At 73.7% G+C, this 14429-nt stretch carries 14 protein-coding genes; 4 read left to right on the forward strand and 10 right to left on the reverse strand.

Annotated features, from left to right (window positions below; genetic code table 11):
- The first annotated feature begins 47 nt into the window (after window positions 1-47).
- Window positions 48-1010: a tripartite tricarboxylate transporter substrate binding protein gene (locus ACFOY6_RS02990; protein ID WP_379641182.1), complete on the forward strand. Its 963-nt coding sequence runs from the start codon at window positions 48-50 to the stop codon at window positions 1008-1010.
- Between the two features lie 38 nt (window positions 1011-1048).
- Window positions 1049-2020: a tripartite tricarboxylate transporter substrate-binding protein gene (locus tag ACFOY6_RS02995; protein WP_379648858.1), complete on the forward strand. Its 972-nt coding sequence runs from the start codon at window positions 1049-1051 to the stop codon at window positions 2018-2020.
- A 55-nt stretch (window positions 2021-2075) separates the two neighbouring features.
- Here the strand turns inward: ACFOY6_RS02995 and ACFOY6_RS03000 are convergent, their stop codons facing one another.
- The 10 genes from ACFOY6_RS03000 to ACFOY6_RS03045 all read right to left on the reverse strand — a co-directional run bounded on the left by ACFOY6_RS03000 (window position 2076) and on the right by ACFOY6_RS03045 (window position 11645).
- Complete coding sequence (locus ACFOY6_RS03000) at window positions 2076-3032, reverse strand: ABC transporter permease (protein WP_379648860.1); 957 nt, start codon at window positions 3030-3032, stop codon at window positions 2076-2078.
- Window positions 3029-4549 carry a sugar ABC transporter ATP-binding protein gene (locus ACFOY6_RS03005; RefSeq protein ID WP_379648862.1) on the reverse strand — a complete coding sequence of 507 codons (1521 nt, stop codon included), beginning with the start codon at window positions 4547-4549 and terminating at the stop codon, window positions 3029-3031. The genes ACFOY6_RS03000 and ACFOY6_RS03005 overlap by 4 nt, the downstream gene beginning before the upstream one ends.
- A 6-nt stretch (window positions 4550-4555) precedes the next feature.
- On the reverse strand, window positions 4556-5518 hold the full coding sequence (locus ACFOY6_RS03010; protein WP_109517605.1) for a sugar-binding protein: 963 nt from the start codon (window positions 5516-5518) through the stop codon (window positions 4556-4558).
- Between the two features lie 151 nt (window positions 5519-5669).
- Window positions 5670-6440, reverse strand: coding sequence for an SDR family NAD(P)-dependent oxidoreductase (locus tag ACFOY6_RS03015; RefSeq protein ID WP_379648864.1), 771 nt, complete (start codon window positions 6438-6440; stop codon window positions 5670-5672).
- A 167-nt stretch (window positions 6441-6607) separates the two neighbouring features.
- Window positions 6608-7465, reverse strand: coding sequence for an HpcH/HpaI aldolase/citrate lyase family protein (locus ACFOY6_RS03020; RefSeq protein WP_379648867.1), 858 nt, complete (start codon window positions 7463-7465; stop codon window positions 6608-6610).
- On the reverse strand, window positions 7462-7926 hold the full coding sequence (locus ACFOY6_RS03025) for a MaoC family dehydratase (protein WP_379641197.1): 465 nt from the start codon (window positions 7924-7926) through the stop codon (window positions 7462-7464). The genes ACFOY6_RS03020 and ACFOY6_RS03025 overlap by 4 nt, the downstream gene beginning before the upstream one ends.
- Before the next feature lie 19 nt (window positions 7927-7945).
- Entirely contained in the window at window positions 7946-9112 is a 1167-nt protein-coding gene (locus tag ACFOY6_RS03030; protein ID WP_109517546.1) for an acyl-CoA dehydrogenase family protein, read from the reverse strand.
- 3 nt (window positions 9113-9115) lie between these two features.
- Complete coding sequence (locus ACFOY6_RS03035; protein WP_379648869.1) at window positions 9116-10252, reverse strand: CaiB/BaiF CoA transferase family protein; 1137 nt, start codon at window positions 10250-10252, stop codon at window positions 9116-9118.
- A complete protein-coding gene (locus ACFOY6_RS03040; protein WP_109517548.1) occupies window positions 10249-11241 on the reverse strand; it encodes a Bug family tripartite tricarboxylate transporter substrate binding protein in 993 nt (330 codons plus the stop codon). The genes ACFOY6_RS03035 and ACFOY6_RS03040 overlap by 4 nt, the downstream gene beginning before the upstream one ends.
- On the reverse strand, window positions 11238-11645 hold the full coding sequence (locus ACFOY6_RS03045; protein ID WP_109517549.1) for a cupin domain-containing protein: 408 nt from the start codon (window positions 11643-11645) through the stop codon (window positions 11238-11240). Before ACFOY6_RS03045 ends, ACFOY6_RS03040 begins: the two co-directional genes overlap by 4 nt.
- Before the next feature lie 109 nt (window positions 11646-11754).
- On the opposite strand from ACFOY6_RS03045, the gene ACFOY6_RS03050 reads away from it, so the two are divergent.
- On the forward strand, window positions 11755-12732 hold the full coding sequence (locus ACFOY6_RS03050) for a LysR family transcriptional regulator (RefSeq protein WP_379648871.1): 978 nt from the start codon (window positions 11755-11757) through the stop codon (window positions 12730-12732).
- Window positions 12733-12852: 120 nt separating this feature from the next.
- Entirely contained in the window at window positions 12853-14427 is a 1575-nt protein-coding gene (gene nikA, locus ACFOY6_RS03055; RefSeq protein WP_379648873.1) for a nickel ABC transporter substrate-binding protein, read from the forward strand.
- The last annotated feature ends 2 nt before the right edge of the window (window positions 14428-14429 follow it).

Consider the following 14429-nt stretch of genomic DNA (forward strand, 5'->3'; position numbering starts at 1 on the left):
CGGCGACGGGGCGCGCGCCTGCCAGAAGCAACGAGGAAACATCCATCATGCAACGCCGCCCCCTGCTGGCCGCCGCGGCCGCCCTGCCCTTCCTGGGGCTGGGCGCCCGTGCCCGCGCCGCCGAGATCATCCAGAGCCTCGCCCTGTTCATCCCCGCCGCGCCCGGCGGCGGGTGGGACGGGCTGGGCCGCGCCATCGAGCATGTCGGCGTCGGGGCCGGGCTCGTCGGGCGCTGCCAGTTCGAGAACCTGCCGGGCGGCGCGGGCACGGTGGGGCTGGCCCGCTTCGTCACCAGCCGGCGCGGCCGGGCGGACAGCCTGCTGGTCTGCGGCGCCAGCGTGGTGGGCTCGGCCATCGCCAGCAAATCGCCGGTCAGCCTGAAGGACGTGGTGCCCGTGGCGCGGCTGACCGAGGAAGCCGCCGTCATCGTCGTGCCCGCCGGCAGCGAGTTCCGCGAGATCCGGCAGTTCGCCGAGGCGCTGCGGCAGGAGCCGCGCGGCATCCCGATCGCCGGTGCCGGCGGCGGCACGGTGGACCATGTGGCGCTCGGCCTGCTGTTCCAGGCGCTGGGGCGCAAGCCGCTGGAGGCGCAGTTCGTCTCCTTCCCCGGCGGCGGCGCCACGCAATCGGCGGTGATCGGCGCGCAGGTGAAGGCCGCCGTCGCCGGCTGGGGCGAGTTCTCCGAGCAGGTGGCGGCGGGGCGGGTGCGGGCGCTGGCCACCACCGGCACGCGCCGCCTGCACCCCGAGGTGCCGACGCTGCGCGAGAGCGGCTACGACGTGACGGCCACCAACTGGCGCGGCCTGTTCGCCGCCCCCGGCGTGGCCGAGGAGGCGCGGCGCCGCCTCGTGGCCTTCGCCGAGGCGCTGCACGCCACCCCCGCCTGGGGCGAGATGCTGCGCAAGCGCGGCTGGGACGATGCCTTCCTCACCGGCGAGGCCTTCGCCTCCTTCATCGCCAAGGACCAGGCGGACACCGAGGGCGTGCTGAAGGAGATGGGCCTCGCCTGAGGCCCGCGCCAGCGATCTCACAGGGACAGGAACAGCCCATGCCACCCCTCCTCCACCGCCGCGCCGCCCTGGCGGCCGGCCTCGCCCTCGCCGCGCCCGCCATGGCGCGGGCGCAGCGCCCCTGGCCGGATGGCCCCATCCGCATCGTCGCGCCCTTCCCGCCCGGCGGCAGCGCCGACCTGATCTGCCGCCTGCTGCAGACCCCGCTGCAGCAATCGCTCGGCGTGCCGGTGGTGGTGGAGAACAGGCCGGGCGCCAGCGGCGCGCTGGGCACCGCCAGCGTGGCCCGCGCCGCGCCGGACGGGCAGAGCTTCGTGCTGGTGTTCGACACGCATGTGGTGAACCCCGCCCTCAACCCCACCCTCGGCTTCACGGCGAAGGACCTGCGCGCGGTGATGCTGGTGGCCACGGCGCCGATGCTGGTGGCCACCACCACGGCCAAGCCCTGGGCGACGCTGGAGGCCGTCATCGCCCAGGCGAAGCGGGCGCCGGAGAGCGTCAGCTACGGCACCGTCGGCATCGGCAGCCTGGCGCACCTGACCATGGAGCGGCTGCAGGACGCCACGGGCTGCCGCATGGTGCACGTGCCCTATCGCGGCGGCGGCCCGATGAGCGCCGCCGCCTCCTCGGGCGAGGTGGATCTGGCGGTGGCCAGCGTGGTGGGGCTGGGCGGGCAGGTGGGCACCACGCTGCGCGCCCTGGCGCAGACGGGCGAGGCGCGCTCCCCCCTGCGGCCGGGCATCCCCACCCTGATCGAGAGCGGCGTGGCCGGCGTTTCCGCCCGCGCCTTCTGGGGGCTGCTGGCGCCGGCGGGCGTGCCGGACGCGGTCATCGGCCGCTTCCACGCCGCCCTGCAGGAGGCGCTGCGCCAGCCCGCCCTGCGCCAGCCGCTGGAGAGCCAGGGGGTGGACGTGGTGGCCTCCACCCCGGAGGCGTTCGAGACCTTCCTGGCGGAACAGGCGAAGATCTGGACCGCCGTGGTGCGCGAGAAGAAGATCTCGGCCAACTGAAGGCCGCCAGGGGGGAGGCCGTGCGCTTCCCTCCTGGCCTCCAGATGCTGGCCCTTCAGGCGCCGGCCAGCGCCGCCTTGCGCCGGCCGAATTGCTGGTCGGCCAGGACGCCGAGCAGGATGACGCTGCCCATCACCGCGAAGTTCAGCGAGGAGGGGATGCCGAGGATGTTCACCAGGTTCTGCAGGATCTGCAGCAGCACCGTGCCGAGCACGATGCCGAGCACGCTGCCCTCCCCCCCGCGCAGCGAGCAGCCGCCCAGCACCGCCGCGGCGATGGCGTAGAGCTCGTAGAAATTGCCGAAGGAGGAGGGCGAGACGGAGCTGGTGTAGAACACCAGCAGCACGGTGGAGAGCCCCGCCAGCAGCCCGCCCAGCAGGTAGGCGCCGACCACCACCGCGCGCGTGTCGATGCCCGAGTGCCGCGCCGCCTCCTCGTTGCGCCCCACCGCGTAGAGGTAGCGGCCGAACACCGAGCGGTGCAGCAGCACCCCCACCACCAGCGCCACCACGATCAGCGCCAGGAAGGGGTGCGGGATGCCGAAGCTGCGGCCGGAGGCGAGCCAGGTGAGCGTGTCGAGGTCGCCGGCATAGCCGAAGCCCATCGTGCCGTCCTGCGTGTAGTAGCGGGCGGCGCCGCGGTAGATCAGCAGACCGCAGAGGGTGACGACGAAGGGCTGCAGCCCCAGCCGCGTCACCAGCACCCCGTGCAGCGCGCCGAGCAGCAGCCCCGCCACCAGCACCACCAGCACGGCGAAGGGCCAGAACAGCTCGTAATTCACCAGCAGGTCGACGAAGACGACGCCGAGCAGCGCCAGCATCGCCCCCACCGAGAGGTCGATGCCCGCCGTGATGATGATCAGCCCCTGGCCGATGCTGAAGATGCCGAACAGGCCGATGAGGTTGGCCATGTTCAGCAGGTTGACGGTGGAGAGGAAGAGCGGGTTGAGGAAGGCGGTGATGGCGCCGATCACCACCAGCAGCGCGCCGAGGCCGAGATCCTTGCGGTTCACGCGGCGGCCTCCTCGCCCTGGCCGATGGCCAGGCGCAGCACCGCCTGCTCGCTGAACAGGTCGCGGTCCAGCATGCCGCTGATGCGGCCCTCATGCATCACGGCGATCCGGTCGGAGACGCCGATCACCTCTTCCATGTCGCTGGAGATCATCAGGATGGCCACCCCCTCATCGGCCAGCGCGCGCATCAGCGCGTAGATCTCGCCCTTGGCGCCGGCATCGATGCCGCGCGTCGGCTCGTCGAACAGGATCACCCGCGGCGCCATGCTGAGCCACTTGGCCAGCACCACCTTCTGCTGGTTGCCGCCCGAGAGCGTGGCGGCGACGACGCCGACATGCGGCGCCTTGATGCGCAGCGCCCGCGCCTGCCGCTCCGCCGTGGCGGCCTCCTTCCTCCGGTCCAGCAGGAACAGCCGCGCGAAGCTGTGCAGCGAGGCGAGGCTGACATTCTCGGCGATGGGCATGGAGAGCACGAGGCCCGCCGCCTTGCGGTCCTCCGGCACCAGGTAGAGGCCGGCGCGCACCGCGTCGCGCGGCGAGGCCAGGCGCAGCGGCCGCCCGTCCAGCAGCACCCGTCCGCCGCGCGGCGGGTCGAGCCCGAACAGGGCGCGGGCCAGCGAGGTGCGCCCGGCCCCCACCAGCCCGGCCAGCCCCAGGATCTCGCCCGCGCGGATCTCCAGATCCGCCCGCGCCAGGGGGAAGGCTTCCGTCACCAGCCCCTCCGCCTTCAGCCCGCCCGGCCCGGGGGCGCGGCGCGGCGGCGTGTAGAGGGCGCGCAGCTCCCGCCCGATCATCAGCCGGATCATCGCCGCATGGCCGATCTCGCCGCGCTCCAGCGTGCCGGCGAGCTTTCCGTCGCGCAGGCAGACGACGCGGTCGGCGCAGTCGACGATCTCGGCCAGGCGGTGGGTGATGTAGATAATGGCGGTGCCCGCGGCGCGCAGCTCCTGCACCACGGCGAGCAGCCGCGCCGTCTCCGACAGCGTCAGGGAGGAGGTCGGCTCGTCGAAGATGATGATGCGCGCCTCGGCCGCCAGCGCCTTGGCGATCTCGACGAGCTGGCGCTGCGCGATGGAGAGCGCGGCCAGCGGCGTCTCGGGCGCGAAATCGGCGCCGAGCCGCGCCAGCAGCGGCCGCACCCGCGCCGCCGCCGCGCGCCGGTCGAGCAGGCGCAGCGGGCCGCCGCGCAGCGGCTCGCGCCCGAACAGCACGTTGGCCGCCACGTCGAGATTGTCGAAGAGGTTCAGCTCCTGGTGCACGAAGGCGATGCCGGCGGCCTGCGCGTCGGGCACGGTCAGGCGGGGCCATTCCCGCCCCCCCACCACGATGCGCCCGGCGCTGGGGGCGACGACGCCGCCCAGCACCTTCATCAGCGTGGACTTGCCGGCGCCGTTCTCGCCGATCAGCCCGAGCACCTCCCCCGGCCTCAGCCGCAGGCTCACATCATCCAGCGCCCGCACGCCGGGATAGCTCTTGCTGATGCCCTCGAGCGACAGGATCGGGGCCACCCCGTCCATGGCGGCCTACCGGCTCCGCAGCAATTCGCGCATCTGCGCCTGGAACTCCTGCACGTTGCTCTTGTCGATGATGCGGGTGGGCACGATGATCTGCTTGTTCTCGGGGATGAAGGAGCGGTCCCCCTCCAGGTACTTCACCATGCCGACCATGCTGCGGTAGCCGAACTCGTAGGGCTGCTGCACCACGGTGGAATGGATGGTGCCGTCCGCCACGCCGCGCAGCGTCAGCCCGTCCTCGTCGAAGCCGACGATGCGGACCTTGCCCTCGCGCCCCGCGCCCTTCACCGCCTGGTAGATCTGCGGCGTGTTGTAGGCCCACAGCCCGACCATCAGGTCGATGTCGTCGCGGCGGGCCAGCGTGTCCTCGACATTGCGCTTGGCGCGCGCCATGTCGCTCTCATCGGTGCGGATGTCGGCCACCTCGATGTTGCCGCCCTGCAGCGCCTCGCGGATGCCCTGCACGCGCTCGCGCGCATTGTCGGCGTCCATGGTGCCGACGAAGAGCATGGCCTTGCCGCCCTGCGGCAGCGCCGCCTTCATCTGCCGCCCGGCCTCGCGCCCGGCGGCGACATTGTCCGTGCCGATATAGACGGCGCGGTTGCTGTTGGGCGCGTCGCTGTCGGTGGTGAACAGCACCGCCTGGGCGGCGGCGCGGTTCAGCATGTCCGTGCTGTTGCCGGGGTTGATGGCGGAGATGGCGATGCCGGCGACACGCCGCGCCAGCAGCTCGTCCACGATGCGGCGCTGCTCGGCGGCGCTCGCCTGGGCGGGGACGATCATCTCCATGTTGTATTGCGGGTATTCGCGGTTCGCCTTCTCGATGCCGCGGCGCGCGATGGTCCAGAAATCGGCCGAGACGTTGACGACGAAGGCGAGGGTCTTCTTGTCCTGCGCCGCCGCGCCGCGCGGCAGGGCGGCGGCGGAAAGCGCGAAGGCGGCCGGGGCGGCCAGCAGGCTGCGGCGTTGCATCATGTCCCTCCCAGGACGTTGAGGCCCGGCTCCCTCTCGTTCGGCGGGGGAGTCTCGGGCCGGTCAGGCCAGCGGAGGAATTTGGCCCCGAGGCCCAGCCGCGCCGCCAGCCGAAGCTGGCGGCGGCATCATCACCTTTCCGCGAATGACCTCAGGTCCAGCCGCCATCGACGACGAATTCCTGCGCCGAGCACATGGCGGAGGCGGCGGAGGCGAGGAACAGCGCCATGTCGGCGATGTGCGCCGGCATCACCCGCCCGGCCAGCACCTGCCCGGCCTCGATCTCGCGCTCCGCCTCCGGAGTCACCCAGAGCGAAAGCTGGCGCTCGGTCATCACCCAGCCCGGCACCAGCGTGTTCACGCGGATGCCCTGCTTGCCGTAGTCCCGCGCCAGGCCGCGGGTCAGCCCGTGCACCGAGGCCTTGGCCATGGTGTAGGCGGGCATGCCGCCCTGCCGCAGCTTCCAGCTCACCGAGCCGAAATTGACGATCGAGCCGCCGCCCGCCCGCTGCATCTGCGGCAGGATGGCCTGCGCAGCGAAGAACAGCGGCCGCTGGTTGATGGCCATGCGGTCGTCCCAGTATTCCGGCGTCACCGCCTCCGGCTCGTGGCGCTGGTCGTTGGCGGCGTTGTTCAGCAGCACGGTGATGTCGCCATGCGCCGCGGCGGCCTCGGCGATGGCGGCGCGCAGCGCGGCGATGTCACGGATGTCGCAGGGCAGGAACAGCGGCGCCACGGCCCCGGGCAGGGCGGCCACCCGCTCCGCCAGGGCGCGGCTCGCCTCCTCGGCGATGTCGACGAAGGCAACGCGGGCGCCCTGCCGCGCGAAGGCCTCGGTCAGCGCGGCGCCGATGCCGCTGCCGCCGCCGGTGATGAACACGCTGCGGTCGCGCAGGTCGGGATAGATGGCATTGGGGATCATGGCGTCTCCTGCCGGCGCTGCTGCCCCGGCGCCCGGAGGCGGCGCCCCTTCGGGCGGCGCCGCTTCCTGGCGGGGGTCGCCGGCAGCATGCGTCCGCGCGCCGCTTCAGGCCAGGGCGATCTCGCCCACGGCCATGACAGGGTGGAGAGGGCGGCGCGGCGCCCGCCTCAGCCCTCCGCGCTCTGCAGGATGCGCCGGGCCAGCCGCAGGTGCAGCCCCTCGATCATCCGCCCCTCCAGCGAGAGCACGCCCTGGTCCGGGCTCGCCGCGAAGGCCGCCACCACCGCGCGGGCCCAGCGCTGCCGCTCCGCATCCGGGGTGAAGGCGGCGTTCACCGGCGCGATCTGCGCGGGGTGGATGCAGAGCTTGCCGGCGAAGCCGTCGCGCGCCGCCTCCGCCGCCTCGCGCGCCAGCCCCTCGGCGTCGCGCGGGTCGGGGTGGGGGGTGCGCAGCACGGGCAGGCCGGCGGCGGCGGCGGCCAGCAGCATCGCCGCCAGCGCCTGCCGCACCGGCGCGGCATAGGCCCCCGCCGCGTCGCGCGGGGTGACGCCGATGTCGGAGGAGAGGTCCTCCGCGCCGAAGCACAGCGCCCGCAGGCGGGGCGGCGCGCCGCGGTAATCCAGCCCGTGCAGCGAGGCCGCCGTCTCCGTCACCAGCGCCAGCACGGCGGTGCGGCCCGGTGCCTGCCCCGCCGCCACCTCCAGCGCCTCCAGGTGGTGGTCGAGCGCCAGGATGTCGGCCATGCCGGCGCATTTGGGCAGCATCACCGCCGCCGGCGCGCCCGGCAGCACCGCCGCCAGATCCTCCAGGTACCAGGGCGTGCCGCGCGCATTCACCCGCACCACCACCGGGCGGCCCGCCAGCCCCGGCAGCATCGCCGCCAGCGCGGCGCGGGCGGCCTCCTTGGCCGCGGGCGCGACGGAATCCTCCAGGTCCAGCACCACGCCGTCGGCCGGGCCGTCCAGCGCCTTTTCGATCTTGCGCGGCGAATCCCCGGGCGCGAAGAGCAGGCTGCGCAGCCTCATGCCGCGCCCTCCGCCGGGCGGCGGCGCATCAGCGCGGCGCGCTCGCAGCTTGCCACCACCTCGCCGCGCTGATTGTAGGCCTCGTGCCGCAGCGTGACGATGCCGGCATCGGCGCGCGAGCGGCTGGGCCGCGCCGAGACCACCGTGCTGCGCACGCCGAGCGTGTCGCCGGCGAAGACCGGCACGGGGAAGCGCACATCCGTCATGCCGAGATTGGCGATGGCGGTGCCGTTGGTGGTGTTGTGCACGCTCATGCCGATCATCAGCCCGAGCGTCAGCAGCGAGTTCATCAGCGGCTGGCCGAACTCGCTGTCCTTCATGAACTCGGCGTCCAGGTGCAGCCGCGCCACGTTCATCGTCATGCCGCAGAACAGCACGTTGTCGGCCTCCGTCAGGGTGCGGCGCCAGCCGGCGTCGATCTCCAGCCCCTCGGTCAGCTCCTCGAACCACAATCCGCCCATCGGTCTTCCTCCCCGCGCTTCAGTAGGATTTCGGCAGCCCCAGCACCTTCTCCGCGATGAAGCAGAGGATGAGCTGGGGGCTGACGGGCGCGATGCGCGGGATCATCACCTCGCGCAGGAAGCGCTCCACATGGTATTCCTTGGCGTAGCCGAAGCCGCCATGCGTCATCACCGCCTGCTGGCAGGCGCGGAAGCCGGCCTCGGCGGCGAGGTACTTGGCGGCATTGGCCTCGGCCCCGCAGGAGAGGCCGCGGTCGTAGCGCCAGGCCGCCTGCAGGATCATCAGCCGCGCCGCCTGCAATTCCATCCAGTTGGCGGCCAGCGGGTGCTGGATCGCCTGGTTCTGCCCGATCGGCCGGCCGAACACGCGCCGCTCCCGCGCATAGGCGGTGGCCCGCTCGAGCGCCACGAAGCCGAGCCCCACCGCCTCGGCCGCGATCAGGATGCGCTCGGGGTTCAGGCCGTGCAGGATGTACTCGAAGCCGCGCCCTTCCTCGCCGATGCGGTCCTCCTCCGGCACTTCCAGCCCGTCGAAGAACACCTCGTTGGAATCCACCGCCTTGCGGCCCATCTTCTCGATCTCGCGCACCGAGACGCGGCTGCGGTCGAGCGTGGTGTAGAACAGGCTCAAGCCCTCGGTGCGGCGCTTCACCTGCTCGATCGGCGTGGTGCGCGCCAGGATCAGCGCCTTCTCCGCCACCTGCGCGGTGGAGATCCAGATCTTCTGCCCATGGATCACGTAGCGGTCGCCGCGCCGCTCGGCGCGGGTGCGCAGGCGGGTGGTGTCGAGCCCCGCATCCGGCTCGGTGACGGCGAAGCAGGCCCGCTCCTTGCCCTGGATCAGCGGCGGCAGCATCCGCCGCTTCTGCGCCTCGCTGCCGAACACCACCACGGGGTTCAGCCCGAAGATGTTCATGTGCACGGCGGAGGCGCCGCTCATGCCGGCGCCGGATTGCGAGATGGCCTGCATCATGATGGCCGCCTCGGTGATGCCGAGGCCGGCGCCGCCATATTCCTCCGGCATGCAGATGCCGAGCCAGCCATCCCGCGCCATGGCCTCGTAGAATTCCTGCGGGAAGCCGCCCTCGCGGTCGTGCCTGAGCCAGTATTCGTCGCCGAAGCCCGCGCAGATGCGGGCGGCGGCATCGCGCACCGCCTCCTGCGCCTCGGTCAGGGTGAAGTCCATGGCTCAGGGTCTCCCGGCGGGTTGCGACCAGAGGGCGGGGGCGGCGGGGTCGAGCGGCGGCGGCGGGCCGGGCTCGGCCGGCGGTGTGCCGGACCAGCGGCCGAGCGGCGCCGGGCTGCGCAACACCCGCCCATCCGGCATCTCCACGCGCCGCCAGAAGCCTGTGGCCGCCAGGTGCGGGTCCTCCAGCAGGCCGGGGATGTCGTTCACCGGGGCCACGGGGATGTCGGCATCCGAAAGGCACGCCATCCATTCCGCCGTGCCGCGCTCCAGCAGCGCCTCGGCCACGCGGCCATAGGCGTGGTCGATATGGGCTTGGCGCGCGGCGTGGGTGGCGAGGCGCGGATCCTCCGCCAGCTCCGCCTCGCGCCCCACCAGGGCGAAGAAGCGGCGCCAGTGCGCGTCGGTGTAGAGCAGCACGGCGATCCAGCCATCGGCGGTGCGGTAGGGGCGGCGCTGCGGCGACATCAGCCGGGCATAGTGCGGCCCGCCCTCGGGCGGGTCGAAGCTCAGCCCGCCGAGATGGTCGCCGGCCACGAGGTCGGCGAAGGTCTCGAACATCGGCACCTCCACCTCCTGGGCGATGCCGGTGCGCTCGCGGCAGGCCAGCGCCGCCATCACGGCGAAGGCGAGATGCGCGCCCACCACGCGGTCCGCCAGCGTCAGCGGCACATAGGCCGGGTCGCCGCCGCGCGCCGCGCCGATGGTGGCGGCCAGCCCGCCCGCCGCCTGGATCAGGTCGTCATAGGCCGGGCGGGCGGCGTAGGGGCCGCCCGCGCCGTAGCCATAGGCGCAGGCGACGATCAGGCGGGGGTTGGCCTCCGCCAGGTCCTGCCGCCGCAGGCCGAGCCGGGCGGCGGCGTCGGGGCGCATGTTGTGCACCAGCACGTCCGCCTCCGCCGCCAGCCCGCGCAGCGCCGCCTGGCCCTCCGGCGACTTCAGGTCGAGCACCACGCCGCGCTTGCCGCGGTTGAGGTGGGCGAACATCGCGCCCCCCTGCCCGGCGCGGCGCAGCACGTCGCCCTCCGGCGGCTCCACCTTCAGCACCTCGGCGCCGAGGTCGGCCAGCAGCCGCGTGGCATAGGGGCCCATCACCACGGTGCTGGCATCCAGCACCCGCAGCCCGGCGAGCGCGGTCATTCCTTCTCGATCCCGGCGGCCTCGATCAGCTCGCGCCACTTCACCAGCTCGGCGCGGACGAAGGCGTCGAGCGTCTCGGGCGGCCCGGAGAAGGCCTCGAAGCCGAGGGCGGCGAAGCGCTTCTGCACCTCCGGCCGCTCCACCGCGCGGCGGATGGCGGCGTTCAGCGTCTGCACCACCGGCGCGGGCAGCCCGGCCGGGCCGAACACGCCGTTCCAGGAGGTGATGTCGAACCCCGCCAGCCCGGCCTCGGCCATCGAGGGCATGTCGGGCATCAGCGCCGAGCGTTCCTTCGTGCTCATCGCCAGGGCGCGCAGCTTGCCGGCCTGCACATGCGGCAGCCCCGCCGCGAGGTCGACGAACATGCAGGTCACGCGGCCGGCCATCACGTCCGTCATGGCGGGCGGCGTGCTGCGATAGGGCACGTGCAGCATCTCCACGCCGCCCATCCGCGCCATGGTGGCGCCGGCGACGATGCCGGTGCTGTTGCCGCTGGCGTAGGAGAGCCGGCCGGGCTGGCGCCGCGCCAGCGCCAGCAATTCCTCCACGCTGCGCGCCGGCACCGCTTCCCCCACCACCAGCATGAAGGGCAGGTTGCCCATGCGCGCGATGGGGGTGAAGTCGGCCACCGGGTCGTAGTCGATCCGCTTCATCAGCGAGGGGTTGGCGGAATGGCTGGTGTTGGTGGTCATGAACAGGGTGTGGCCGTCCGGCGCGGCGCGCGCCGCCGCCATGGCGGCGATGGTGCCGTTGGCGCCGGCGCGGTTCTCCACCACCACGGGCACCTCCAGCGTCGGCCCCAGCAGCTCAGCCAGGATGCGCGCCACGGCGTCGGTGCCGCTGCCGCCGGCGAAGGGCACCAGCAGCGTCACCGGGCGCTGCGGCTTCCACGCCTCCGCGCGGGCGGGCCGGGGCAGCAGGGGCAGGGCGGGCAGCGCGGCGGCGGCGGCCAGCAGGGCGCGGCGGCGCGCCAGGGGGGCGGCGCTCATGCGTGGCCTCCCGCGCGGCGCACCACCTTGGCCGGGTCCTCGCCATAGGGCGGCGAGTAGATCACCAGCACCTGCACCGGCTCCTCGCTCACCACGGTGAAGATGTGCTCCTCGCCGGCGGGGAAGAAGCACATCTCGCCCGGCCCGATCTCGCGGCTCTGGCCGCACACCTCGGCGCGGGCGCGGCCGGCGAGCATGTAGCAGGCCTGCTCCATGCCGGGATGCGCGTGCGGCAGCGCCCCCTGCCCGCCCTCGATGGTGCCGAGCAGCACCTCCATCCGCGTCGCCCCCACCGTCTCGGGGGCGATCAGGCGGCGGTTCACCGTGCCGGTGTGGTTGGCGGGGCTGTAGCCGGGCACATCCTCCGGCCGCACGAAATAGCTGCGCTGCGGGGTCTCGGGCATCGGTTCCTCCTGGCGCCGGGCTTGCCGCCGGCTGTCTTCGCTGGAAATTCCGGACCCTGCGAGGTCATAAATCAATTGAAAATTTTTGCTCTCCCTATAGATATTTTTTATGACCGTTACCCTGAAGGGCCTGCGCGCCTTCAACACCGTCCTGCGCTACGGCAGCTTCACCCGTGCCGCCGGGCTGCTGCACATCACCCAGCCGGCGCTGACGGTGCAGATCCGGCAGCTGGAGGCGGCGCTTGGCCTGCGCCTGCTGGACCGCACGCCGCAGGGCGCCGAGCCCACCGCCGCCGGGCGCGAGCTGGCCCGCAGCCTGGAGCCGCTGCTGCGCGAGCTGGACCACACGGTGAGCAGCCTGCAGGACCTGGCGGCGCGGCGGCGCGGCGCGGTGCGGCTGGCGGCGCTGCCCTCGGTGGCCTCCGGCCTGCTGCCCGGCGCCATGGCGCGGCTGCGCGCCACCCACCCCGAGCTGCGCGTGCGGCTGCATGAGGCGGTGACCGGGCAGATCTACGAGATGGTGCGGGCCGAGCAGGTGGATCTCGGCATCGCCACGGACCTGGCCCCAGGCGGCGAGCTGTCGGTCGATCCGCTGTTCCGCGACCAAATCCTGGCCCTGCTGCCGCCGGACCACGCCCTGGCCGGCCAGGCGGCCATCCCGCTGGCGCGGCTGGCCAAGGAGCGGCTGCTGCTGCTGGAGCCCGACAGCAGCATCCGCCGCCTGGTCGACGAGGCCTTCGCGCGCACGGGGCGGATGGTCACGCCCGCGCAGGAGGCGGTGCACACCGGCACGCTGGTGGGCATGGCGCGGGCCGGGCTGGGCATCGCGCTGGTGCCCTCCACGGCGGCGGAGCTGCGCATGGCGCCGGAGCTGGCGGCGCGGCCGCTGGGGCCGCCCGGCATCCGGCGCATGGTGGGGCTGGTGCGGCGCAGCGGGCGCTCCCTGCCGCCGGCCGCCGCGGCGCTGGCCGAGGCGCTGCGCGCCGAGGCCGCCCTGCTGGCACCATCCGGCCAGCCCTCCGGCCCGCCGCCCGCCGCGCCCCGCCGGACCGGCCGCCCCAGGCCGGTTCCGCCGCAGGAAGGCTGAGAAGCGCCGCGCCGGCAGCGGACCTGGCGCCCTGCCCGCGCCCGGCTGGACACCCGCCGGCCGGAAACCGTATGAGGTCTCGCCAGAAACCTCATACTCCATGCCCGCGAGGCCGGCCCCATGCTGCGTCGCTCCCTGCTGCGGGCCTTGCCCGCGCTTACCGCCCTGCCGGCCCTGGTCCGAACCGCCGGGGCGGCCGCGCCGGCCCGCAGCACGCTGCGCTTCTCCTGGCCCGCCAATGCCGGGCCGCTGCACCCGCACCTCTACGCGCCGAACCAGATGTACGCGCAGGCCATGCTCTACGAGCCGCTGCTGCGCTATGTGGAGGGCGGGCAGCTCGCGCCCGCGCTGGCCACGGCGTGGCGGGCGGAGCCGGATGGGCGCGGCCATGTCCTCACCCTGCGGCCGGGCGTGCGCTTCACCGACGGCGCGCCCTTCGACGCCGCCGCCGTGGTGGCCAACATCCGCGCCCTCCTGGCGCGGCCCGAGCGGCATGACTGGCTGGCGCTGGTGGCGCAGATCGAGGATGCCGAGGCGCTCGGCCCCGGCACGGTCCGGCTCCGGCTGCGCGGCCCCTACCCTCCGGCGCTGATGGAGCTGGCGCTGATCCGCCCGCTGCGCTTTGCCTCGCCCGCCGTGCTGCGGCCGGATGGCGGCATCAGCGCGCCCATCGGCACCGGCCCCTGGATGCTGGCCGAGACGCGGCCGGGCCAGCACGACCTGTTCCGCCGCAACCCGCATCACTGGGACGGCCCCCCGGCGCTGGAGCAGGTGCTGGTACGGGTGGCGGCTGACAGCAACACCCGCGCCCTGGCACTGGAGGCGGGCGAGATCGACCTCGCCTACGGCACCGACCAGCTCGACGCCGACACCTTCCGCCGCTTCGCCGCCGACCGCCGCTTCACCGCCGCCGTCTCGCCGCCGCTGGCCACGCGGCTGCTGGCGGTGAACTCCGCGCGCTTCCCCACCGACGCGCCGGCGGTGCGGCACGCCATCGCGCGCGGGGTGGACCGGGCGGCGCTGGTGCGGCACGTGCTGCTGGACACCGAGCCGGCGGCCGGAACGCTGTTCGCGGAGAACTTCCCCCATGCCGATCTCGGCCTGCGCGCCCCGGATTTCGACCGGGCGGCCGCCGCGGCGCTGCTGGAGCAGGCCGGCTGGCACCTCGCCCCCGGCGAGCGCGTGCGGCGGCGGGCCGGGCGCGCGCTGGTGCTCGACCTCTGCTTCACCGGCAGCGACGCGTTGCAGAAATCATTGGCCGAGGCCATCCAGGGCGACCTCGCGCGCATCGGCATCGGCGCGCGGCTGCTGGGCGAGGACAGCGCCACCTATCTCGGCCGGCAGAAATCCGGCGATTTCGGCCTGATCTTCGCCGAGACCTGGGGCGCGCCCTACGACCCGCACGCCTTCCTGGCCGCCATGCGCCAGCCCGCCCATGCCGACTACCAGGCACAGCGGGGCCTGCCGATGAAGGACGAGATCGACCGCCGCATCGGCGCCGCGCTGGCCGGCACGGACGAGGCGGCGCGGGCGGAGGAATACCGCTGGCTGCTCACCACCCTGCACGAGCAGGCGGTGTACTTCCCCATCTCCTTCCTCACCAACAAGCTGGTGCACCGCGCGGATCTCGGCACCGTCCCCTTCGGCGACACGCGCTACGAGATCCCGTTCGACCGCATCCTCCCGCGCGGCTGAGG

Origin of the sequence: Teichococcus aestuarii (genome assembly GCF_042651065.1) — a bacterium.
Classification (GTDB): Bacteria; Pseudomonadota; Alphaproteobacteria; order Acetobacterales; family Acetobacteraceae; genus Pseudoroseomonas; species Pseudoroseomonas aestuarii.